The 20,102-nt window shown below is 66.8% G+C and carries 24 protein-coding genes; 13 read left to right on the top strand and 11 right to left on the bottom strand.

Annotation, left to right across the window (positions count from 1 at the left end; all coding sequences use genetic code 11):
• A partial coding sequence (locus tag QOH60_RS01420; RefSeq protein ID WP_526416328.1) for an SDR family oxidoreductase occupies window positions 1-497 on the bottom strand: 497 nt, incomplete at its 3' end.
• Window positions 494-1,273, bottom strand: a complete 780-nt coding sequence (locus tag QOH60_RS01415) for an SDR family NAD(P)-dependent oxidoreductase (protein ID WP_526416326.1) — start codon at window positions 1,271-1,273, stop codon at window positions 494-496. The genes QOH60_RS01420 and QOH60_RS01415, both read right to left, overlap by 4 nt.
• Before the next feature lie 135 nt (window positions 1,274-1,408).
• On the opposite strand from QOH60_RS01415, the gene QOH60_RS01410 reads away from it, so the two are divergent.
• Entirely contained in the window at window positions 1,409-1,627 is a 219-nt protein-coding gene (locus tag QOH60_RS01410) for a (2Fe-2S)-binding protein (protein WP_526416324.1), read from the top strand.
• A 20-nt stretch (window positions 1,628-1,647) separates the two neighbouring features.
• On the opposite strand, the gene QOH60_RS01405 is transcribed toward QOH60_RS01410, so the two are convergent.
• On the bottom strand, window positions 1,648-1,968 hold the full coding sequence (locus QOH60_RS01405; RefSeq protein ID WP_526416322.1) for a hypothetical protein: 321 nt from the start codon (window positions 1,966-1,968) through the stop codon (window positions 1,648-1,650).
• 172 nt (window positions 1,969-2,140) lie between these two features.
• Here QOH60_RS01405 and cysD point away from each other — a divergent pair, with 172 nt between their 5' ends.
• The 4 genes from cysD (at window position 2,141) to QOH60_RS01385 (ending at window position 6,246) form a co-directional block, all read left to right on the top strand.
• Window positions 2,141-3,067 (top strand): sulfate adenylyltransferase subunit CysD, encoded by a 927-nt coding sequence (cysD, locus tag QOH60_RS01400; RefSeq protein WP_526416320.1) that lies wholly within the window; start codon window positions 2,141-2,143, stop codon window positions 3,065-3,067.
• A gap of 30 nt (window positions 3,068-3,097) precedes the next feature.
• Window positions 3,098-4,960, top strand: coding sequence for a sulfate adenylyltransferase subunit CysN (gene cysN, locus QOH60_RS01395; protein WP_526416318.1), 1,863 nt, complete (start codon window positions 3,098-3,100; stop codon window positions 4,958-4,960).
• Between the two features lie 62 nt (window positions 4,961-5,022).
• On the top strand, window positions 5,023-5,754 hold the full coding sequence (locus QOH60_RS01390) for a 3'(2'),5'-bisphosphate nucleotidase CysQ (protein WP_526416316.1): 732 nt from the start codon (window positions 5,023-5,025) through the stop codon (window positions 5,752-5,754).
• A 12-nt stretch (window positions 5,755-5,766) separates the two neighbouring features.
• Entirely contained in the window at window positions 5,767-6,246 is a 480-nt protein-coding gene (locus tag QOH60_RS01385; protein ID WP_526416314.1) for an Rrf2 family transcriptional regulator, read from the top strand.
• A gap of 74 nt (window positions 6,247-6,320) precedes the next feature.
• Here the strand turns inward: QOH60_RS01385 and QOH60_RS01380 are convergent, their stop codons facing one another.
• Window positions 6,321-7,691 carry a hypothetical protein gene (locus QOH60_RS01380; RefSeq protein WP_526416312.1) on the bottom strand — a complete coding sequence of 457 codons (1,371 nt, stop codon included), beginning with the start codon at window positions 7,689-7,691 and terminating at the stop codon, window positions 6,321-6,323.
• Window positions 7,692-7,720: 29 nt separating this feature from the next.
• The gene (locus QOH60_RS01375; protein ID WP_526416310.1) at window positions 7,721-8,443 is read right to left on the bottom strand and encodes a hypothetical protein; all 723 of its coding nucleotides are present in this window, start codon (window positions 8,441-8,443) and stop codon (window positions 7,721-7,723) included.
• A gap of 138 nt (window positions 8,444-8,581) precedes the next feature.
• Between QOH60_RS01375 and QOH60_RS01370 the strand changes: the two genes are divergently transcribed.
• From QOH60_RS01370 to QOH60_RS01360, 3 genes are all read left to right on the top strand, one after another.
• Window positions 8,582-9,037 (top strand): hypothetical protein, encoded by a 456-nt coding sequence (locus tag QOH60_RS01370; RefSeq protein ID WP_526416308.1) that lies wholly within the window; start codon window positions 8,582-8,584, stop codon window positions 9,035-9,037.
• A gap of 119 nt (window positions 9,038-9,156) precedes the next feature.
• A complete protein-coding gene (locus QOH60_RS01365) occupies window positions 9,157-10,350 on the top strand; it encodes an acyl-CoA dehydrogenase family protein (protein WP_526416306.1) in 1,194 nt (397 codons plus the stop codon).
• Window positions 10,343-11,503 carry an acyl-CoA dehydrogenase family protein gene (locus tag QOH60_RS01360; protein WP_526416304.1) on the top strand — a complete coding sequence of 387 codons (1,161 nt, stop codon included), beginning with the start codon at window positions 10,343-10,345 and terminating at the stop codon, window positions 11,501-11,503. Before QOH60_RS01365 ends, QOH60_RS01360 begins: the two co-directional genes overlap by 8 nt.
• A 10-nt stretch (window positions 11,504-11,513) precedes the next feature.
• On the opposite strand, the gene QOH60_RS01355 is transcribed toward QOH60_RS01360, so the two are convergent.
• On the bottom strand, window positions 11,514-12,314 hold the full coding sequence (locus QOH60_RS01355) for a (2Z,6E)-farnesyl diphosphate synthase (protein WP_526416302.1): 801 nt from the start codon (window positions 12,312-12,314) through the stop codon (window positions 11,514-11,516).
• Window positions 12,315-12,369: 55 nt separating this feature from the next.
• On the opposite strand from QOH60_RS01355, the gene trhA reads away from it, so the two are divergent.
• Window positions 12,370-13,116: a PAQR family membrane homeostasis protein TrhA gene (gene trhA / locus QOH60_RS01350; protein WP_526416300.1), complete on the top strand. Its 747-nt coding sequence runs from the start codon at window positions 12,370-12,372 to the stop codon at window positions 13,114-13,116.
• Here trhA and QOH60_RS01345 read toward each other — a convergent pair.
• The 4 genes from QOH60_RS01345 to mca are packed head-to-tail and all read right to left on the bottom strand — an operon-like array spanning window position 13,113 to window position 16,638.
• Window positions 13,113-13,487, bottom strand: a complete 375-nt coding sequence (locus QOH60_RS01345) for a nuclear transport factor 2 family protein (RefSeq protein ID WP_526416298.1) — start codon at window positions 13,485-13,487, stop codon at window positions 13,113-13,115. The two genes, trhA and QOH60_RS01345, sit on opposite strands and share 4 nt — an antisense overlap.
• Window positions 13,488-13,497: 10 nt before the next feature.
• Window positions 13,498-15,489 carry a thioredoxin domain-containing protein gene (locus QOH60_RS01340; protein WP_526416296.1) on the bottom strand — a complete coding sequence of 664 codons (1,992 nt, stop codon included), beginning with the start codon at window positions 15,487-15,489 and terminating at the stop codon, window positions 13,498-13,500.
• The gene (locus QOH60_RS01335) at window positions 15,473-15,775 is read right to left on the bottom strand and encodes a hypothetical protein (RefSeq protein ID WP_526416294.1); all 303 of its coding nucleotides are present in this window, start codon (window positions 15,773-15,775) and stop codon (window positions 15,473-15,475) included. Before QOH60_RS01335 ends, QOH60_RS01340 begins: the two co-directional genes overlap by 17 nt.
• Window positions 15,772-16,638 carry a mycothiol conjugate amidase Mca gene (gene mca, locus QOH60_RS01330; RefSeq protein WP_526416292.1) on the bottom strand — a complete coding sequence of 289 codons (867 nt, stop codon included), beginning with the start codon at window positions 16,636-16,638 and terminating at the stop codon, window positions 15,772-15,774. Before mca ends, QOH60_RS01335 begins: the two co-directional genes overlap by 4 nt.
• Window positions 16,639-16,731: 93 nt before the next feature.
• On the opposite strand from mca, the gene QOH60_RS01325 reads away from it, so the two are divergent.
• The 3 genes from QOH60_RS01325 to QOH60_RS01315 all read left to right on the top strand — a co-directional run bounded on the left by QOH60_RS01325 (window position 16,732) and on the right by QOH60_RS01315 (window position 18,447).
• The gene (locus QOH60_RS01325) at window positions 16,732-17,154 is read left to right on the top strand and encodes a DUF4307 domain-containing protein (RefSeq protein ID WP_526416290.1); all 423 of its coding nucleotides are present in this window, start codon (window positions 16,732-16,734) and stop codon (window positions 17,152-17,154) included.
• A gap of 214 nt (window positions 17,155-17,368) precedes the next feature.
• A complete protein-coding gene (gene greA / locus QOH60_RS01320; protein WP_526416288.1) occupies window positions 17,369-17,863 on the top strand; it encodes a transcription elongation factor GreA in 495 nt (164 codons plus the stop codon).
• A gap of 29 nt (window positions 17,864-17,892) precedes the next feature.
• Window positions 17,893-18,447, top strand: a complete 555-nt coding sequence (locus QOH60_RS01315; RefSeq protein WP_526416286.1) for a GPP34 family phosphoprotein — start codon at window positions 17,893-17,895, stop codon at window positions 18,445-18,447.
• A gap of 206 nt (window positions 18,448-18,653) precedes the next feature.
• Here QOH60_RS01315 and QOH60_RS01310 read toward each other — a convergent pair whose 3' ends face one another.
• Window positions 18,654-19,802 (bottom strand): cystathionine gamma-synthase, encoded by a 1,149-nt coding sequence (locus QOH60_RS01310; protein ID WP_526416284.1) that lies wholly within the window; start codon window positions 19,800-19,802, stop codon window positions 18,654-18,656.
• Between the two features lie 39 nt (window positions 19,803-19,841).
• On the opposite strand from QOH60_RS01310, the gene QOH60_RS01305 reads away from it, so the two are divergent.
• The coding region (locus QOH60_RS01305) for an acyl-CoA dehydrogenase family protein (protein WP_526416282.1) at window positions 19,842-20,102 on the top strand (261 nt) is incomplete at its 3' end.

Raw genomic sequence — 20,102 nt, 5'->3', positions numbered from 1 at the left:
AGCGACAGCCCGACCACGGCGTGTTTGGTCATGGAGTAGCTGACCAGACGCCCCCCGGGCACAAGGCCCGCCAGCGACGCGGTGTTGATGATGTGTCCGTGGCCCTGCCGAATCATCAAGGGATAGGCGGCTAGCACCCCGTGCACGACGCCGCGGATGTTGACGTCGATGATCGCGTTCCATTGCTCAAGCGTCAGTAGTTCGGTGTCGCCGCCCCAGACGATGCCCGCGTTATTGAACATGAAGTCCAGCCGGCCGGCGCGAGCGACGACACCGTCGACTGCCGCCTGCACCGCTGCGGCGTCGGTGACGTCGAGGTGCTCAGCGGTCGCGGTCCCGGGTCCGGGTGCTGCGGTGGCGCTCTGTTTGGCGGCGTCGACGTCGACGTCGGTGCACAGCACGTCGGCTCCGAGCGCGGTCAGCGCCCGCACCAGGGCGGCGCCGATCCCGGACCCACCACCGGTGACGATCGCCTGTTGTCCGCGCAACGCCGTCACGTCGCCGACATCAATCGATCGACATGCGCCAACACATCCGGATAACGCTTGAGGTGAGCACCGCCGTTGAGGTCGATCACCTCACCGGTCATCCAGCCCGCCTTGTCCGAACACAGGAACAGCACCGCGTCGGCGACGTCCCGCGGCGTGCCGACGCGGCCCAGCGGAGTGTTCTCGACGTACTCCTCGAGGGCGCCGGGCACCAGGCTCACGCCCTCGGTCAGCGGGGTGTCGACGAACCCGGGCGACACCGCGTTGACCCGGATGCCGCGCGGCGCGAGCTCGAGCGCGGCGACCTGGGTCAGCATCGCCAGCCCGGCCTTGGCCGCGCAGTAGGCGCTCATCCCCGGGGCGGCCAGGCGCGCGTTCAGTGACGTGATGTTGACGAGGACGCCGCCGTCACGCAGATGCTGCCCGGCGTGTTTGGTGACGAGGAAGCCACCGATCAGGCAGACGTCGACGATCGCACGGAACTGCTCGAGCGGGAGCTCGGTGATGCGTCCGACGCCGCCGATCCCGGCGGTGTTCACGACGATGTCGAGCGGTCCGGTGCGGCCGAAAAGCGCCGCCACAGAGTCCTCGTCCGTGACGTCGACGGCCCCGCTGTCATGCGGTGCCCCGACTTCGTTCGCCCTCGCTGCGGCGCCTTCGGTGTTCAGATCTGCGATGGTCACGTGGCAACCCTCGGCGGCCAGACCTTTCGCGACCGCCCAGCCGATGCCCGACGCACCGCCGACTACCACCGCGCGTTTCTCAGCGCTTCCCTCAAAAACCACAGGCCGACTCTAGTCGGTGCGCCGCGGCTTACGAGAGGCTTATCGTAAGACCTTCAGTACAGTAGACGGACCCCGCCCGGCGCCATTAAGCTAGCCTTACCTATCCACCGTTATTCGAGCTGACGGGTTGCGCCGATGTACGTCTGCCTGTGTCTGGGCATCACCACCGAGGCGGTGCGCGATGCCGTCGACGCCGGTGCCTCGACGTCACGGCAGGTGGCCAACGCGTGCGGCGCGGGGTCTCAGTGCGGCCGCTGCCGGCGCACCGTGCGGGCGATCATCGAATCGGAGAACGGATCGGAGCCCAAGCACCGCCTGTTCGCACGCGTCAAGCACCTCACTACGCACCACTGACCGGTGTCGGACGCACGCGATCACCAGCCCCACGCAGCGACGGGCTCCCCTTCTTTGAGGCCGTAAGCACCCACCGGCTCGCCGCCATAGTGATCGGTGAAATCGAAGAACCACCAGTGGCAAACGTTCGTGTCCCAGTTGACTTCCGACGGCGACAACGCTGCGCCCTTGTGCGCAGAGAAGGGCAGATGTTGTCCCGGGCACCACAGGCTGTTGCAGACTCCGCTGTTGGTGCACGCGTGGTCGGCGTGCGCGATACCTGCCGCAGGTCCCAAGCCGGCTACACCCAGGCCGCCGGCAAGCAGGGCTCCGAAGGCCATCCCTACCAATAGACGTCTCATGATGGTTCCTTTCGTTCTCGTCGGCTCGACCCGAGCCGGTTTCGTAGAGGTTGCGCCCTAGGCCTTGGCGGATTCTTGGTAAGCGTCCGAACATTGACGACACGTCCCTCGTCTGGTTTTATAAGGCTAAGCCTGTAAATATGACCAATCTGACCAACATTACGAGGTACCAATGACCTCAGCCGTCTCCCAGCTCGAGCCCGGGCGCTACGAACTCAGCCATCTGCGCCACCTGGAAGCCGAAGGGATCCACATCATCCGCGAGGTCGCCGCGGAGTTCGAGCGGCCGGTGCTGCTGTTCTCCGGCGGCAAGGACTCGATCGTGATGCTGCACCTCGCGCTCAAGGCGTTCCGCCCGGCCCGCCTCCCATTCCCAGTCATGCACGTCGACACGGGCCACAACTTCGACGAGGTGATCGCCACCCGCGACCACCTGGTCGCACAATCCGGGATCCGGCTCGTGGTGGCATCCGTTCAGGACGACATCGACGCAGGGCGGGTCGTCGACAACGGGCCGTCGCGCAATCCCCTGCAGACCGTGACGCTGTTGCGGGCCATCCGGGAGAACAGGTTCGACGCGGCCTTCGGCGGCGCGCGTCGCGACGAGGAGAAGGCCCGCGCCAAGGAACGCGTGTTCTCATTCCGTGACGAGTTCGGGCAGTGGGACCCGAAAGGCCAACGGCCAGAACTGTGGAACCTCTACAACGGCCGCCACAGCAAAGGTGAGCACATCCGGGTGTTCCCGCTGTCCAACTGGACCGAATACGACATCTGGTCCTACATCGGCGCCGAGGACATCACGCTGCCCGCGATCTACTACGCCCACCGCAGGCCAGTGTTCGCCCGCGACGGGATGCTGCTGGCTGTCCACCCCTTCATGCAGCCGACCGCCGAAGAGGAGGTCTTCGAGACCACCGTGCGATTCCGCACCGTCGGCGACGTCACCTGCACCGGCTGCGTCGAATCCAGCGCGGCGACCGTCGACGAAATCATCGCCGAGACAGCCGTTTCCAGGCTCACCGAGCGCGGCGCCACCCGCGCCGACGACCGGATCTCCGAAGCCGGCATGGAGGACCGCAAGCGGGAGGGGTACTTCTAAATGGGGCGAGCGAAGCGACGGGATAAATAGATGGCGACGTTACTGCGCATCGCTACCGCCGGTTCGGTCGACGACGGAAAGTCCACGCTGATCGGCAGGCTGCTCTACGACTCCAAGGCCGTGATGGAAGACCAGCTCGCCGCGGTGGAGCGCACGTCGAAGGAACGCGGTAACGACTACACCGACCTTGCGCTCGTCACCGACGGGCTCCGATCCGAGCGCGAACAGGGCATCACGATCGACGTCGCCTACCGCTACTTCTCCACTGCCAAGCGGAAATTCATCATCGCTGACACGCCGGGGCACGTCCAGTACACCCGCAACATGGTTACCGGCACCTCGACAGCGCACCTGGCGATCGTTCTCGTGGATGCACGTCACGGGCTGCTCGAGCAGTCACGCCGACACGCGTTCCTCGCCTCACTGCTCGGTGTGCGCCACATCGTCCTCGCCGTAAACAAGATGGACTTGGTCGACTGGGACGAAGACAAGTTCGAGAGTATCCGCAGCGAATTCCACGATTTCGCAGCACGACTCGACGTACACGACGTCACGACGATCCCCATCTCGGCGCTTAACGGCGACAACGTCGTCACCAAGTCCGACAACGCGCCGTGGTACGACGGGCCCGCGCTGCTGTCACATCTCGAAGACGTCTACGTCGCCGGCGACCGCAACCTGGTCGACGTGCGCTTTCCGGTCCAGTACGTGATCCGGCCCCAGACAAGCGATCACCACGACCACCGAAGCTACGCAGGCACCGTCGCCAGTGGCGTCATGGCTGTCGGCGACGAGGTGATCGTCTTGCCGAACGGAAAGACCAGCCGCATCGCGGCAATCGAGTCGCCGACCGGCCCTGTGGCAGAGGCCTTTCCGCCGATGGCGGTATCTGTCAGCCTAGCCGACGACATCGACATCTCGCGCGGCGACGTGATTGCCCGGCTCAACAACCAGCCGAAGGTCACCCAGGAGTTCGACGCGACGGTCTGCTGGATGGCCGACGGTGCGGCGCTGGAACCCGGCCGCGACTACGTGATCAAGCAGACCACGAAGACCACGCGGGCTCGGGTGACGGCGCTGGAGTATCGGCTCGACGTCAACACCCTGCACCGCGACAAAAGCGCAACGGCCCTGAAGCTCAACGAACTCGGCCGTGTCACGCTGCGCACCCAGGTCCCGCTGATGCTCGACGAATATTCCCGCAATGCGAGCACCGGCTCGTTCATCCTCATCGACCCGACGACCAATGGGACGGTCGCCGCGGGAATGGTCTTCCGTGACGTCTCGGCACGTGACGCCGCCGTGCGCGCCTCGAGTCCGAACACGGTTAAGCACCAGTCGCTGGTGAGTCACGCGGATCGGCTGTCGCAGGGCGTCACGCTTTGGTTCACCGGGTTGTCCGGCTCGGGCAAGTCGTCGGCGGCGATGCTGGCCGAGCGTCGGCTTCTCGAATCGGGCCGTCCCGCTTACGTTCTCGACGGCGACAACCTTCGGCACGGCCTGAACGCCGACCTGGGTTTCAGCATGGCCGACCGTGCCGAGAACCTTCGCCGACTAGCGCATGTCGCCACTCTGCTGGCCGAGGCCGGGCAGGTGGTCCTGGTGCCGGCGATCAGCCCGCTGGCCGAGCACCGCGCGCTGGCCCGCCGGATATCCGAGGAATCGGGCGTGCCGTTCTTCGAGGTGTTCTGCGACACGCCGCTGGCCGAGTGCGAACGTCGAGATCCGAAGGGGCTCTACAAGAAGGCCCGTTCGGGTGAGATCACACACTTCACCGGCATCGACAGCCCGTACCAGCGGCCGAAGAATCCGGACCTGATCCTCACACCCGACCGCACACTTGATGAGCTCGCCCAGCGGATCATCGAACTCGTGATTGCCGAGCAGCGATGAGCCACTTGGGCGAAGAGCAGACAACTGCGATGAGCCACTTGGGCGAAGAGCAGACATCTTCAGTGACTGACCATGAACTGGCCGCGCGACTGGCCACCGACGCCGGGCAGCTGTTGCTGCGGGTGCGCGAAGAACTCGCCGGTGCCACGGAGAGTGAACGAAAAGCTGCTGGTGACAAGCGATCCCACGACTATCTGATGGAGGCACTGGCTACCGAGCGCCCGGGCGATGCGGTGTTGTCCGAGGAAGGGATCGACGATCCTGTCCGACTGTCCGCCGAGCGGGTGTGGATCGTCGACCCGCTGGACGGGACCCGCGAGTTCTCCGAGCTGGGCCGCGAGGACTGGGCCGTGCACGTTGCGCTCTGGCAATCCGGTGAACTCGTCGCGGGCGCGGTTGCCCTTCCGGCACAGGGGATCACGCTGGCCACGCCGCACGTACCCTCGCCGCCCCCGGCGCCGGTGAAGCCCCGGATCGTCGTCTCGCGCACCAGGCCGCCGGCGATTGCGCTTGAGGTCCGTGACCGCCTCGGCGGCACGCTCGTCGAAATGGGTTCGGCAGGTGCGAAAGTCGCCTCGGTGGTGCAGGGAATCGCCGATGTCTACGTGCACGCCGGCGGCCAGTACGAGTGGGACAACGCCGCGCCGGTCGCCGTGGCGAGGGCTGCGGGCCTGCACGCCTCGCGGATCGACGGCTCGGCGCTCGAGTACAACCGGCGTGACCCCCTTCTGCCCGACATCGTCATCTGCCGACCCGAGCTGGCCGACGCGGTGCTTGCCGTGACGGCGGGGTGAAAGAATTTGCCGATGCGAATGTCGGCCAAAGCCGAGTACGGCGTCCGGGCAATGGTCGAGTTGGCGAGCGTCGACGACGGTGTTCTCGTCAAGACCGAGGAACTGGCCCAGGCACAAGGCATCCCGCCTCAGTTTCTCGTCGACATCCTCTCCGTCCTGCGCAACGACCGCCTCGTCAAGAGCCACCGCGGCCGCGACGGCGGGTACGCATTGGCCCGTCCCGCCGCTGCGATCAGCATCGCTGACGTGCTGCGGTCCATTGACGGCCCGCTCGCCAGCGTGCACGACACCGGACTCGGGGACCTGCCGTACTCCGGTGCCACCGCCGCACTGACCGACGTCTGGCGGGCGCTGCGTGCGAGCATGCGCTCGGTCCTCGAGAAGACCACGCTGGCCGACGTCGCCGCGGGGCAATTGCCCCGCCACGTCGGCAAATTCGCCGGCGACTATCTCGACCAGGAACGACAGCGCGGCCGCCACCCGATCGACTAGGCCAATCTGAAACCTCTGCGGGCCTCTTCGGCGTGTCGTCGCAGAATTTTCAGACTCGAGCGGGGCGGACGAGATCAGGACTGCGCGACAGTTACGCGGCCGCGCAGATCGGCGGCGATCAGCCGGGCGGCCGCGTTCTGCCAGTTGTGCAGCGATCGTTGCGGCACCTCGGTAACGAACCACTGCCACGCCTGGCGTGCCACCGGGTCGAGCCCCGCCGCGGTCGCGTTCTGCGCATACGCCCGCACGCCGACGACGTAGGGGAAGTACAACGCGTTGTAGTAACGCCACTCGTCCGTCGTGCCGAAGTCGCCGCCGTCGCGGGGCTTGAGCCCGGCGATCTTGTCGGCCAGCAGCGCCTTCAACTCGTTGGCCCGCTCGAGCGGCTGATCGGGCGCGCCTCTGCGCGCCAGCCGGTCGTCGATCTCGGCAAGCGCCGTCAGCGGGCTGGCGACGAGCTTGGACAGATCGCCGTAGTGCCCCAGCGCGCGACGGGTGAGACGGGCGAACGCGTCGTCGTCGATGTCGTCAAGCTGGCCGGACCGCCGCAGCGGCAGTGCCGCGCCGGTGCTGCGCAACGCCGCCCGGTCGGCACGCAAAGCAGGGGATTTCCAGAACGCCACCCGGTCCAGCAGCCCGGCGAGCCGGTCTGAGAAGACGTGGATCGCGATTGCCAGGCCCAGGCTGGTGAACATGAGCACCGTCACCGCGGTCCTGCCGGCGCCCTCCGGAGCGATGACGGCGAGCCCGATCAGCGCCTGCCCTCCGAACAGCACGACCACGACACCGGTCGCGGCGAACGACCGAAGCATGTCGGCGCGAAGCGCGTGCCCCTCGTCGAAGGCGTCCCACAGCGCCACCGCCAGGCCCAGCACGGCGACATCGCAGCCCGTGGACGCGAGTGCGAGCCAGCTCGGCACCAGCCCGAGCGGAATGATCAGTATCGCGTTGCTCAGCGCGAAGAACAGCGTCGCGACGATCACGAACCCGGCCACCGGCCCCGGTTGCATGCGTCTGACGACTGACACCACCATCGCCCCGAGCGTCGACAGCGAGATCACCGCGAACATCACCCAGTGGCCGGCGCGCAGCGGCCCGTTCACATCTCCGGCCATTGCCGCGCCGGCCAGCGCACCGACGGCAACCGCCGCAATCAGCAGGACCTCGCCGATCCTGCTGCGCCAGCTCTCAGACGGCCGCGAGAGTTCCACGAGTACGGCGAACCATGCGATCGCAGGCGCCGCGACCAGGTAGATCTCGATGCGGCTGAGCAGCTCAGCGTGCGCAGTACTGGTGAGCCGCACCGCGTCGAGTGCCACGACTGTGGCAAAGCTCGTCAGCCCCATTGCCGCGAGAACCAGCACCGGTTTGCGAGGATCACGCGCCACCAGGTACAGGCCCAGCCACCAGCTCAGCGTGAATACCACTGCCGAGAGCGCGGCCATGCCTTAAGTCTGGCACGCGCCCGATGCTTCTAAGAGAAGCGGATCTCGCTCAGATCGATCGCGACCATCAACTGATCAGCCAGCGCGTGTCCGTCGTCGTCTGCCCGGTAGGCCCTGCGTATCGACGGAAGTTTGATGCCGTCCGCTTCGACGATGTCGTAGGTGTACTGGACGGCGGGAAAACTTCCCGCCACCTCGACGCGGTAGTCGTGGCGGCGTAGCAGGAAGTCGTCGCTGCCGAAGTAGAACTCCTGCACCGTGGAGTGACTGGCAATCTCGGGTGGAAATGTTGCCTGCAGCCCGACCCACGTCTGGCCGCCGTCTTCGACGGGCGCGATCTCTTGCACGGCAACACCTTCCAGCGCAAGCAGAAACGGAGTGGTGAGGTAGGTCCACATCGCGTAGCCATTGAAGTAGGCGCGTTGCAGCGGATCCCATGGCGTGGCGAATTCATGCCCGGCAAATGACTCGCGAGGGTCATACCGCTCCAAAACCACCTGGCCATCCAGCTTTTCGATGGCAACACGTTGCGGCGTGAAGTCCGTCTTCTGGTCGTCGGCACCGAACGGCCGCACCGAGGCCCACTCGCGATCCAGTGCGACGCTCATCTGCCTCGGGTCGGGATCCTGCGGCTGGCCCTTGATGCCCCACAGCTGCCCTCCGGTGACAATCGTCGCCTGAACCCGGCTGAACTGCCGCCAGGTGTCCAGACCGCCGTGGGCGAGCAGAACCGCGTCGAGTACCTCAGGCACCCGTCGATCCTAAGGCTGTTCCCGCCGGCACCAGGATGACCAGGGCTCCTCTGATCGGGCCTGTAGCGGAATCCGCCGCACCCTGGGAGCGCTGACGTGGGCGCAAGCATCAAACATTCAAGGACCACGGAGGACGACATGAGCACCATCCGCTTCCATCACGCGACAACTTCCACTCCCGAGCAGTTCATCGCCGGCCTCACCGATTTCGGCCCCGGCCGGGAGAAGGTGTTCAAGAACAGTGCCGATTCGTACTTGAAGGTGCACAGCCTCGGCGCACACGAGGCCGATGTCACCGAAGGGTCCGGCGGCGTCTGGGAGCGCCTGCACTACGACTGGTCCGAGCCGAACCGCGTACGGATCACCACCACCGATTCCAATCTCTGGGGCGGCGCGTCGGGTTACGTCTACACCTTGACACCGCAGCTCGACGGAAAGACCGCTGTCGACGTCGTCATCGTTCGCGAGGGCAAGAACTTCCGCGGGCGCGCACTGGCAGCTGTGTTCGGCTCCGTCGGAAAAGGCGTCCTGCGCAAGGCATTCGACCAGAGCGTGACCGCAATCGAAGCGCGCAACAACGCAGACGTGGCGTAATCGCCACACGCGACGAATCGCACGCTCTGCGCGACTACATGCCGTGACCGGCGGTGCCGGACGCTGTAGTCGCGCAGGGCGCGCAGTAAGCCTGAAAACTGCCTTTCTATTCTGACGGAATGAGCAGTGTCGCTGATACCGATCGGGTGGCTGAGCTCGCGCAGCAGGTCGCGCGAGAACACGATCCGAAATCCGTCCCCATTCCCGAATTCCTTGGCGCCTGTTTTGACGCGGGGCTGTCGTGGGTGCACTTCCCTGAGGGCCTCGGCGGCCTTGGAGTGTCACGCGGCCTGCAAGCGGTCGCCGACAGGATCCTGCAGGGCGCCGGCGGTCCGGTGCCGCTGGCGTTGAACCCGATGGGCTACGGGATGGCGGCGCCGACGGTGCGCGAACACGCCCGGACCGAGGATGTCAAGCGGCGGTTGCTGCGCCCGCTGGCCACCACCGAAGACATCTGGTGCCAGCTGTTCTCCGAACCCGGGGCCGGCTCGGACCTGGCCGGCCTGGCCACATCGGCCGTGCCCGACGGGGACGAGTGGGTGGTCAATGGCCAGAAGGTGTGGACAAGCCTGGCGCACCGGGCCCGATGGGGACTTCTGCTGGCACGCACGAATCCCGATGTGCCCAAACACAAAGGGCTGACCTACTTCGTGCTCGACATGAGGGCTCCCGGCGTCGAGGCGCGTCCACTGCGTCAGATGACCGGGCACGCCGAGTTCAACGAGGTGTACATCACCGACGCGCGCATCCCCGACTCGTATCGCCTCGGCGAGGTCGGCGATGGCTGGCGCGTCGCGATGACCACTCTGATGAACGAACGCAGCGCACTCGGCGGCAGCGGGAGCAGGCGCGGAGCCGGGGTGATCGCAGACGCCGTGTCGCTGTGGGCATCTCGGCCGGACCTGCACACGCCGGTACTGCGCGACCGGCTCACCCAGTTGTGGTTACGGGCCGAGGCGCAGCGCCTCACCTCCGAGCGGTCACGGGCCGGCGCCACCGTAGGCGGTCCGGGCCCGGAAGGCTCGATCGGTAAGCTGGTCGGCGCGGAATTGAATCAGCACATCTATCAGTTCTGCATGGATTTCCTTGGGCCGGAAGGGGTTCTGTACCACAGTTACGCGCTACGAGACGAGGGCGACGCCTCGGACTGGCGCGGACCAGTGCAGCAGCGCTTCCTGCGCAGCCGTGCCAACACGATCGAGGGCGGCACCTCCGAGGTGATGCGCAACATCCTCGGCGAGCGAGTGCTTGGGCTGCCCGGCGACCTGCGCGCCGACGCGGGCATGCCGTGGAAGGAGGTTCCGCGTGGCTGAGTTCACGTTCACCGACGAGCAGGTTCAGCTCCGCAACGCGGTGCGGAAGTTCTGCGCCGACAATTACGATGAGCAGGCGGTGCGTCGCCTGATGGAGGCCGACCCTCCGTTCGACCAGAAGGTCTGGGCCCGGCTGGGCTCCGAACTCGGCGTGCTCGGGCTGTCGGTGCCCGAAGACGATGGCGGGGCCGGTGGCACCCTCGTAGACCAGGCGATCGCGGTGGAGGAACTGGGCGCGTCGCTGGCCTGCGGCCCGCTTTTCGGCACGGTGTTCCTGACGATCCCCGCGCTCGTCGCGGCGCCGTCCGGGTCCGATCGCGACGAGCTGCTGGGAGCACTGACAGAGGGCCGCGCCACTGCGGCGTTCGCGGTTGCCGACCGGGCCGGGGCGTTCCACCTTGACGCCGTGAAGGTCACCGCGACGCGCTCGGGCGACGGCTACACGGTGACCGGTGACGCCGAGCGGGTCGTCGACGCCGGCGCCGCCGATTACGTGCTGGTGGCGGCAGAGAGTTCAGATGGGTTGGGCCTGTATGCGGTCGACGCGCGCGGTGTCGAGCGGACGGCGCTGGTCACCCTGGACCTGACCCGCCCTCAGGCCACCCTCCGGTTCTCCGATGCTCCGGCCCAGCTGCTTGCCGGAGCTGACGAGGCCGAGCGCGTGATCCAGCACGCGCTGCACGTCGGCTCGGCGTTGCTGGCCGCCGAGCAAATCGGCGCGTCACAACATCTGTTGGACCTGTCCGTCGCCTATGCGAAGTCGCGGCTGCAGTTCGGGCGGCAGATCGGATCGTTTCAGGCCATCAAGCACAAACTGGCCGACCTGCTCGTGGACCTCGAACATGCCCGGTCCACGGCGTATCACGCGGCAGGGGCGTTGACCGACGGCTCGGACGACGCCGCGCTGGCGGCCAGCATCGCTCAGGCGACATGTTCGGCTGCGTTCTCGCGGATCGCTGCGGACACCATCCAGGTTCACGGCGGCATCGGCTTCACCTGGGAACATCAGGCGCACCTGTATTTCAAGCGCGCGGCCACCGACGCTGCGTTGCTGGGCACCGCCGAGCAGCATCGGTCCCGGATCGCCGAGCTGGTGCTCGACACCGCGGAAGGCGAGAAGCCGCCGCCGGTCGCCACGGGCGCGCTCACCTGATCAGCGGGAGCTACATGCCGTACCGGCGGTGCCGGGCGCTGTAGTCGCGAAGGGCGCGCAGGAAGTCCACCCGGCGAAACGCCGGCCAGTACGCCTCTGTGAACCACATTTCCGAGTACGCGCTCTGCCAGAGCAGGAACCCGGAGAGCCGCTGCTCTCCCGACGTCCGGATGACGAGATCGGGATCCGGTTGTCCGGATGTGTACAGGTTTTCGGAGATCCCGTCGACGGTGACGGACTCGATCATCTGCTCCGGCGTGGCGCCGTTGGCGAGTTCCTTGGACAACAGCGTTCGCACCGCGTCGGCGATCTCCTGCCGCCCGCCGTAGGCGACGGCGACATTGACGTGAAAGCTGCCCGCCCGCCCGTTGTTGTGCCGGGTCGATTCCACGGCGTCGCGCAGACGCCGGGCCGGCTCGTCGCCGATCAGCTCGAGGTCACCGACCGTCTGCACGCTCCAGCGGTTGGCGGGGGCGCAGATTTCCTCCACGACGTCGGTGATGATCTCGATCAACGCGTTGAGCTCGTCGGGGTCTCGCTGCAGGTTCTCGGTGGACAACAGGTACACCGTGGCCATCTCGATGCCGGCGTCGGCGCACCATCGCAGCATCTCGGCGATCTTCGCCGCGCCCACGCGATAGCCGTAGCTGACGTCGCTGTAACCAAGCTCACGGGCCCATCGCCTGTTCCCGTCGCACAGCACCGCGATGTGGCGCGGTAGCTCGGATTTCTGCCGGTCCAGCTCCTGCCGGAGGCGCATCTCGTAGACCCGGTACAGCGGTTCCTTGAGGCGCGGCGGGATGATCTCCACGAAATGCCAGACTACTGTGGCGTTTGAAGAAAACCTGTGCGGCAATGGAGGTGGCATGGCCGTCGACACCACCAAATCCCGGCGCGCGCATTCGCAAATCCTCGACGACCACGACGAAGACTTCGCCGAGGCGGTGGTAGACGGCGTCGTCCAGATCCTCGGCAAGCCGCGGCTGCGCGGATGGATACACGTCTACGCGGCCGTGGTGGCGTTCATCTGCGGCGCCACCCTGATCTCGGTCACCTGGGGCATCACCGGGTCGGTGCGCGTCGGGCTGGCGATGATGCTCTACACGTTCACGATCGTGGCGATGTTCGCCGTGAGCGGCACCTATCACCGCATCCACTGGAAATCCGCGACTGCGCGCAAGTGGATGAAGCGCCTCGACCACTCGATGATCTTCATTTTCATCGCGGGCAGCTACACGCCGTTCGCGTTGATCGCACTGCCCGCTGCGGACGGCTGGGTGCTGTTCTGGATCGTCTGGGCCGGCGCGATCGCCGGTGTGCTGCTGAAGATGTGCTGGCCGTCCGCGCCGCGATGGGTGGGCGTGCCCCTGTACCTGCTGCTGGGCTGGGTCGCGGCGTGGTTCATCGGGCCGATCATGCACGGCGCGGGCGTCGCGGCCCTGGTGCTTCTCATCGTCGGCGGTGCGCTGTACAGCATCGGCGGCGTGCTCTACGGGCTCAAATGGCCGAACCCGTGGCCCACGACGTTCGGCCACCACGAGTTCTTCCACGCCTGCACCGCGGTGGCGGCGATCTGCCACTACATCGCGATGTGGTTCGCGGTGTCCTACTAGAGCGGCTTGGCGTCCGACGGCGACCAGAATGCCCTCATCGACGTGATCTTCGCGTCCTCGTTGAAGGTCATCACGCTGATCGGCTCGATCACGGTGCCGGAGCCGTTGCCGAAATCGATGCTCAACCGCCAGGAAAACGCCGCCTCGCTGCCGCCGACCCGCAACGCCAACAAGTCGGTCTTCTTCTCCGCTTGGTCGAACGCCGCGTAAAACTCGTGCACCGCGTCGCGGCCCCGTCGAACGTCCGATCCGATCGGGTCTTCGATCGTGGCGTCGTCGGTGTAGAGCGCCGTGATCTCGTCTGCGACTCCCTTTTTCGTAAGAAGCTCGAGATAGCGGTTGACGGTCGCGGATGGGTCAGTACTCGGCATGGGCCGGACGCTACACGGTCGAAAGCGCCTCGGCGAGAGCCTCGGACGTGGTGACCGGCAGGTCGCACACCGGGCCGCGGCAGACGTAGGCCGCGTCCGCGCCGGCCACTTTCCCCCGTCCCGACAGCAGCTCTGATGAATCGGGTGGCCCTCCGACGACGATCGCTCCCCCGGGCGCCAGTACCCGTGCCGCGGCGAGCAATTCCGAGCCGTCGCGGTCGCATGCGACCGCAATCTGCAGCGGCCCGCGCACCGAGGCTTCGGCCACCGACAGCCAATGCCCGGATGCCCGCGGCGCCCGCTCCAGCAGCACGGCATGCGCGGCCAGTGTCTGCTCGGCTGCCTGCCTGTACCGCTCGCCGTCGGGGGCGAGATGGCCGGCGATCAGCAGCGCCTCGGCGACCAGCGACGCGCCCGACGGGGTGGCGCCGTCCAGCGGATCGGACGGCCGCAGCACCAGCCGCTCGGCGTCGGCGGCGGTGTCATACCACCGGCCGGGCGTCTCGGGGTCGGCGTACTGCGCCAGCGCGGTGTCGAGCAGGTCGGTCGCGGCCATCAACCACGATGCTTCGCCGGTGACCTGATGAAGGGTCAGCAGGCCCGTCGACAGGGCGGCGTAGTCCTCGAGGATCGCGGGGCTATCGCCGACGACGCCGCCGAGGCTGGCCCGACGCAACCTTCCATTGACCAGGTGCAGAATCAACAGCGCGTCGGCGCACCGTCGCGCGGCATCGACCAGGTCGGGGCGGTTCAGCGCAACGCCGGCCTCGGCCAGAGCGGTGATCGCTAGCCCGTTCCACGCGGTGACGACCTTGTCGTCGCGGTCGGGCTGAACGCGACGCTCGCGCGCGGCCAGCAGCGTGGTGCGGACGCGATCGAAGCGCTGCGCGTCCTCGGGTTCACCCAGAAGCTGCAGCACCGAGCTACCGTCCTCGAACGTCCCGGCATCGGTAACCTCGAAAACCCTTGCAGCCCAACGTCCGTCGTCGTCGCCTAGCACGTCACGCAGCTCGCTGGGCGTCCAGACGTACGTCGACCCTTCCCGCCCGGCAGCGTCGGCGTCCAGCGACGACGTGAACATGTCGCTGTCGGCCAGCGCGCTGCGGAGGAAGTCGGCTGTTTCGCCGGCGACCCTGCGGGCTAGTGAATCGCCGCGACGCCGCGCCCAGTGGGCGTATGCGCGCAGCAGTAATGCATTGTCGTACAACATCTTTTCGAAGTGCGGCACCACCCACGACGCGTCGACGCTGTAGCGTGCGAACCCGCCCGTGAGTTGGTCGTAGATGCCGCCTCTGGCCATTGCCGTCGCGGTGCGCGACACCGCGCCAAGCGACGACGGATCCCCGGCGCGTTCGTAGTGCCGCAGCAACGCCTCCAGGAGTGCCGACGGCGGGAATTTCGGGGCACCGCCGAACCCGCCGCGCTCAGGGTCCTCGTCGCGCAGGATCGCGGCGACCGCGTTGTCGCACAACGACGCAGTGATCGGTGCGCCGCCGGCCGGCAGCGCGGATGCCAGTTCGTGCAGTGCGGCGGAGATCTGATCTCCGGCGGCCTCGACGTCTGCGCGCCGGGTGCGCCAGGTTTCGGTGACCGCGGCCAGCAGCTGAAGAAACGTCGGCTTCGGATAGTAGGTGCCGCAATGGAACGGGCGACCGTCGGTGGTGAGGAAACACGTCATCGGCCACCCGCCCTGGCCGTTGAGCGCGACGGTGGCGTTCATGTAGACGGCGTCGAGGTCCGGTCGCTCCTCGCGGTCGACCTTCACGCAGACGAAGTAGGCATTCATCACATCGGCCACGTCGTTGTCTTCGAACGACTCGTGGGCCATGACGTGGCACCAGTGACAGGCGGCGTATCCGATCGACAGCAATATCGGGACGTCGCGCGCGGCGGCCTCGGCGAGTGCGTCCTCGCCCCATTGCTGCCAGTGCACCGGATTGTCCGCATGCTGACGCAGATACGGGCTGGTGGCATCGGCCAGGGTGTTAGCTGCTGGGCTCATTACGCCGCCCTTCCGATGGCGGCGCGACGTCCGCGCCGGCGTCACTGTCAGACCCCGGGCCGGCGTCCTCGACCGTTCCGTCGTCGGCGGCCTGGTCCGGCTCGGGATGCGCACGGTCGAACCGCTCAGGCAGCCGTTTGAGGTGCCGGTTCATCGACCAGACCAGTGCGAAGGTGCCGATCAACAGCAGCACGACGATCAACAACCCGACAGGGCTGGCCTTCCCGAAGTCAGGTCCGGTATTGCGCGGCGGATTCTCGGCGAGCAGGATGCCGAACCTGGTCACTGCTCGATCCCGGCGAATAGATCTGTTTCCGGCAGGTTCGCGGGCACCCGCGACCGCGCGAGTTCGTATTCCTCTGTGGGCCAGAGCCGCTGCTGCCATTCGATCGGCGCGGCGAAGAAGTCGCTGGTTGGGTCGATCTGGGTGGCATGGGCACGCAGCGCGTCGTCGCGTTGGCTGAAGTACTCGGAGCACTCGATCCGAGTGGTGACGCGGCCCGCGAACACGTCGTGCTCGGGATCCCATCGCTTCAACCATTTTTCGAACGGACCCGTCTGCCCGTGCTTGGCGAACTCTTCCTGCAACAACTGCATCCGCTGGCGCAGGAAGCCGTGGTTGTAGTAGAGCTTGAGCACCTCCCACGGCTCGCCGACCTCCGGATAGCTGTCCGCAGCGCCGGCGGCCTCGAAAGCAGCGACCGAAACCTGGTGGCAGCGAACGTGATCCGGGTGCGGGTAGCCGCCGTTCTCGTCGTAGGTCGTCATCACGTGCGGCTTGAACTCGCGGATGACGCGGACCAACTCCCTGGTGGGCTCTTCGAGCGGGACCAGCGCGAAGCAACCCTCCGGCAGCGGCGGCGGCGGGTCGCCCTCGGGCAGCCCCGAGTCGACGAATCCCAGCCACTTGTGCTCGACACCAAGGATCTCTGCCGCCTTCGCCATCTCGTCGCGCCGGATCTCGGTGATCCGGCCGTGAACCTCGGGCAGGTCCATCGCGGGATTGAGGATGCTGCCGCGCTCGCCGCCGGTCAGCGTCACCACCAGCACCCGGTGGCCTTCCGCGGCGTAGCGGGCCGTGGTGGCCGCGCCCTTGCTGGACTCATCGTCCGGGTGGGCGTGGACGGCCAACATCCGAAGTTCGGTCACGTTTTCTTCTGGTCCCTTGCCGTGCTGGTGGTCGTCTGCTTCGCCCTATAGTTCCAGTCCTAGTCTTTCCCCTCGACCGACGGGCATCCAAACATGATCGACCGTCCGGCCGATCGCTACGGGCGGCGGCCGTTGCTGCGGATCCGGCGTCGGTGGATCATCCTCGTGGCGGTGTTGATCGTGCTCGGCGCCGGCGTCGCGGTCGCCGTTGTCGGCTATCAGCGTCTGGGCCGAAGCGACGTCACCGGCACGCTCGCCGGATACCGATTGGTCGACGACGAGACCGTGGAGGTGACGATCACGGTGTCTCGCGCCGATCCGTCGCGACCTGCGGTTTGTATCGTCCGAGCGCGGTCCAAAGACGGCAGCGAGACCGGCAGGCGCGAGCTGCTCGTGCCACCGTCGACGGACACATCGGTACAGGTCAGCGGGTTGGTGAAGACGAGCAGGCCTCCGGTGATGGGCGACGTGTACGGCTGCGGCCTCGACGTGCCGTCGTATTTGGTGCCGTCCTAGGGCCGGCCGCACTCACCCGGATCTGGCGGGCTAATGGCAGTGGTACGATTCGTTAATACACGGTTCCCGCTGGGACCGTGTATTGCTGCATCTGACGTGATTACCGCTCTGCAAAACGGCAATACACGCGGTGAGCCCGCACACTCCCGGCAGTGAGTCTTTGGCCTTTGCCGCCGCGAGCGATCGCGGCACGAGTAACGAGGAGCGCGACAAGATGACCGACACACAGGTCACGTGGTTGACCCAGGAGGCGTACGACCGCCTCAAGGCCGAACTCGACCAGCTCATTGCCCATCGTCCGGTCATTGCCGCCGAGATCAACGACCGGCGCGAGGAAGGCGACCTGCGCGAGAACGGCGGCTACCACGCGGCCCGCGAAGAGCAGGGCCAAGAAGAGGCGCGCATCCGGCAGCTTCAAGAGCTCCTGAACAACGCGAAGGTCGGCGAGGCGCCCACCCAGTCGGGCGTCGCTCTGCCCGGTTCGGTGGTCAAGGTCTATTACGACGACGACCAGAAGGACACCGAGACTTTTTTGATCGCGACTCGCCAAGAGGGCGTCAGCGACGGCAAGCTCGAGGTGTACTCACCCAACTCGCCGCTCGGCGGTGCGCTGATCGACGCGAAGGTGGGCGAGACGCGCACCTACACCGTGCCCAGCGGCAACAAGGTGAAGGTCACCCTCGTCAGCGCCGAGCCGTATCACGCGTAACGAGGCGCTCCTCCCATGAGCGGTTGACGATGAGCCGCTTGCGCGAAGAGCATCTGACGGCGATGAGCCCGCTTGCGCGAAGAGCATCTGACGGCGATGAGCCGCTTGCGCGAAGAGCATCTGGCACAGTCCCGCTGATGGCCCGGATCGCCGAGGACCTGCTCCTGCTGCTGTTGGACAATGCGTCGGGCAGGCCCGCGCTGGGCCACAGCAGGCGGGAAAAACTGTTGGGCGCCGCCGTGCTGCTGGATCTCGCCCTCGCCTGCCGCGTCTGGCTGTCGTACGACGGCGCACCGGCACCAGCCGGGCGGCTGCTGCCGTCGGGAGAACCCGACCTTGCCGACCCGATTCTGGACCCGCCGCTGCGGATGATGCATCAGCACGTGTGGAGGCCACGCACGGCGGTGGCCAAGCTGAGCCGGGGCGTCGAGCCGGCATTGTTGGGCCGCCTCGAGCAGGGCGGTCACATCAGGCCCGTCCCGATGCAGGGACAGCCGCTCACCGGCTCGGTGATCTGGCCGATGGTCGACCGCACGCGCGTCGACGAGGTGCGGGCCGGGCTGGTCTCTCGCTGTTCGACCTGAACAGCCCAGCCCCGACGACCGCCGCGATCATCTCGCTGCTGTACCCGGTGGGCGCGTTGACCGAGATCCTGAGCCTCCACGAGAGGGGACGTCGCTGGGTGGATTCGCGCGCGGGTGACATCGCCGGCGGATGCTGGCTCGACGAATCGACCAGGGACGCACCCCACGTCAACCTCGCAGTGGTGGCCTCGGCGGTGCGGCCGGCGCTAACCTAACGCCGCGTCGAGGTCGGCGATCAGGTCTGCCACGTCCTCGATACCCACCGACAGGCGGACGAGATCGTCGGGCACCTCGAGTAGCGACCCCGCCGTCGACGCATGCGTCATCGCACCCGGGTGCTCGATCAGCGATTCGATTCCCCCCAGCGACTCTGCGAGGATGAAAACCTCAGTGCGCGAACACAATTCCAGAGCCGCCTGACGACCACCGCGCAGCCGCACCGAGATCATGCCACCGAAGCCGCTCATCTGCCGGGCTGCGATCTCATGCCCGGGGTGCCCGGGCAGTCCCGGGTAGAGCGTGACGCTGACGGAAGGATGCTCGTCGAGGAACTCCGCGACCCGCACCGCGTTCTCGCTGTGCCGCTGCATCCGCAGCGTCAGCGTCTTCAGTCCCCTCAGCGTCAGGTAGGCGTCGAACGGGCCGGGCACCGCGCCCGCGCCGTTCTGCAGAAAAGCGAACGCGGTGTCCAGTTCCTCGTCGTTGGCAAGCAGCGCTCCACCGACCACGTCGGAGTGCCCCCCGATGTACTTCGTCGTCGAGTGCAACACCACGTCAGCGCCCAGGGTCAGCGGCTGTTGCAGTGCCGGCGAGGCGAACGTGTTGTCCACCAATACTTTTGCACCGTGTCCGTGCGCCAGCTCAGCAATTACCGCGATGTCGGCGATCGATAGCAGCGGATTGGTGGGAGTCTCGACCCAGACAAGCTTGGTCGCGTCTGTGAGCGACGCGCGCACGGCGTCGACGTTCGATTGCGGTACCGCGGTATAGGACAGCCCCCACAGAGTGAAGACCTTGTCGATGAGCCGAAAGGTGCCGCCATACGCATCATTCGGGATGACGACGTGGTCACCCGGTCGCAACATGGCCCGCAGAGCACAGTCGGTGGCCGCCATTCCCGAGCTGAAGGCGCGGCCGTATGCGGCCTCCTCCACCGCGGCCAGTGTGGCTTCCAGCGCGGCGCGGGTCGGGTTGCCGGTACGTGAGTACTCGAAGCCGCCGCGCAGGCCGCCGACGCCGTCCTGGGCGAACGTCGAGCTGGCGTAGATCGGCGTGTTTACCGCCCCGGTGCCAGCATCGGGCCGATAGGCGTGGATGGCCTTCGTCGCCAACCCTCGGTGCCGGATGTCGCTCATGGCTTTCGAGCCTATCGACCCCCGGTGTAGACATGGGGCATGAGTGACGCTGCGGACGCGAGGAGCAGAAAGGCCTCCGCCAAGATCGACGACCTGCTGGACGTGGACTCTCTGCTCACCGACGAAGAGATCGAGCTGCGCAGCACGGTTCGAAGGTTCGGCGAGCAGCGGCTGCGTCCCCACGTCGCCGAGTGGTTCGAGACCGGTGAGATGCCGGCCCGAGAGGTCGCCGTCGATATCGGGAAGCTCGGGCTGCTGGGCATGCACCTGAAGGGGTACGGGTGCTCCGGATCCAGCGCC

The sequence above is a fragment of the Mycobacterium sp. genome (genome assembly GCF_032159765.1).
Lineage (GTDB): Bacteria > Actinomycetota > Actinomycetes > Mycobacteriales > Mycobacteriaceae > Mycobacterium.
This window is presented reverse-complemented; position numbering and strand designations above follow the sequence as displayed.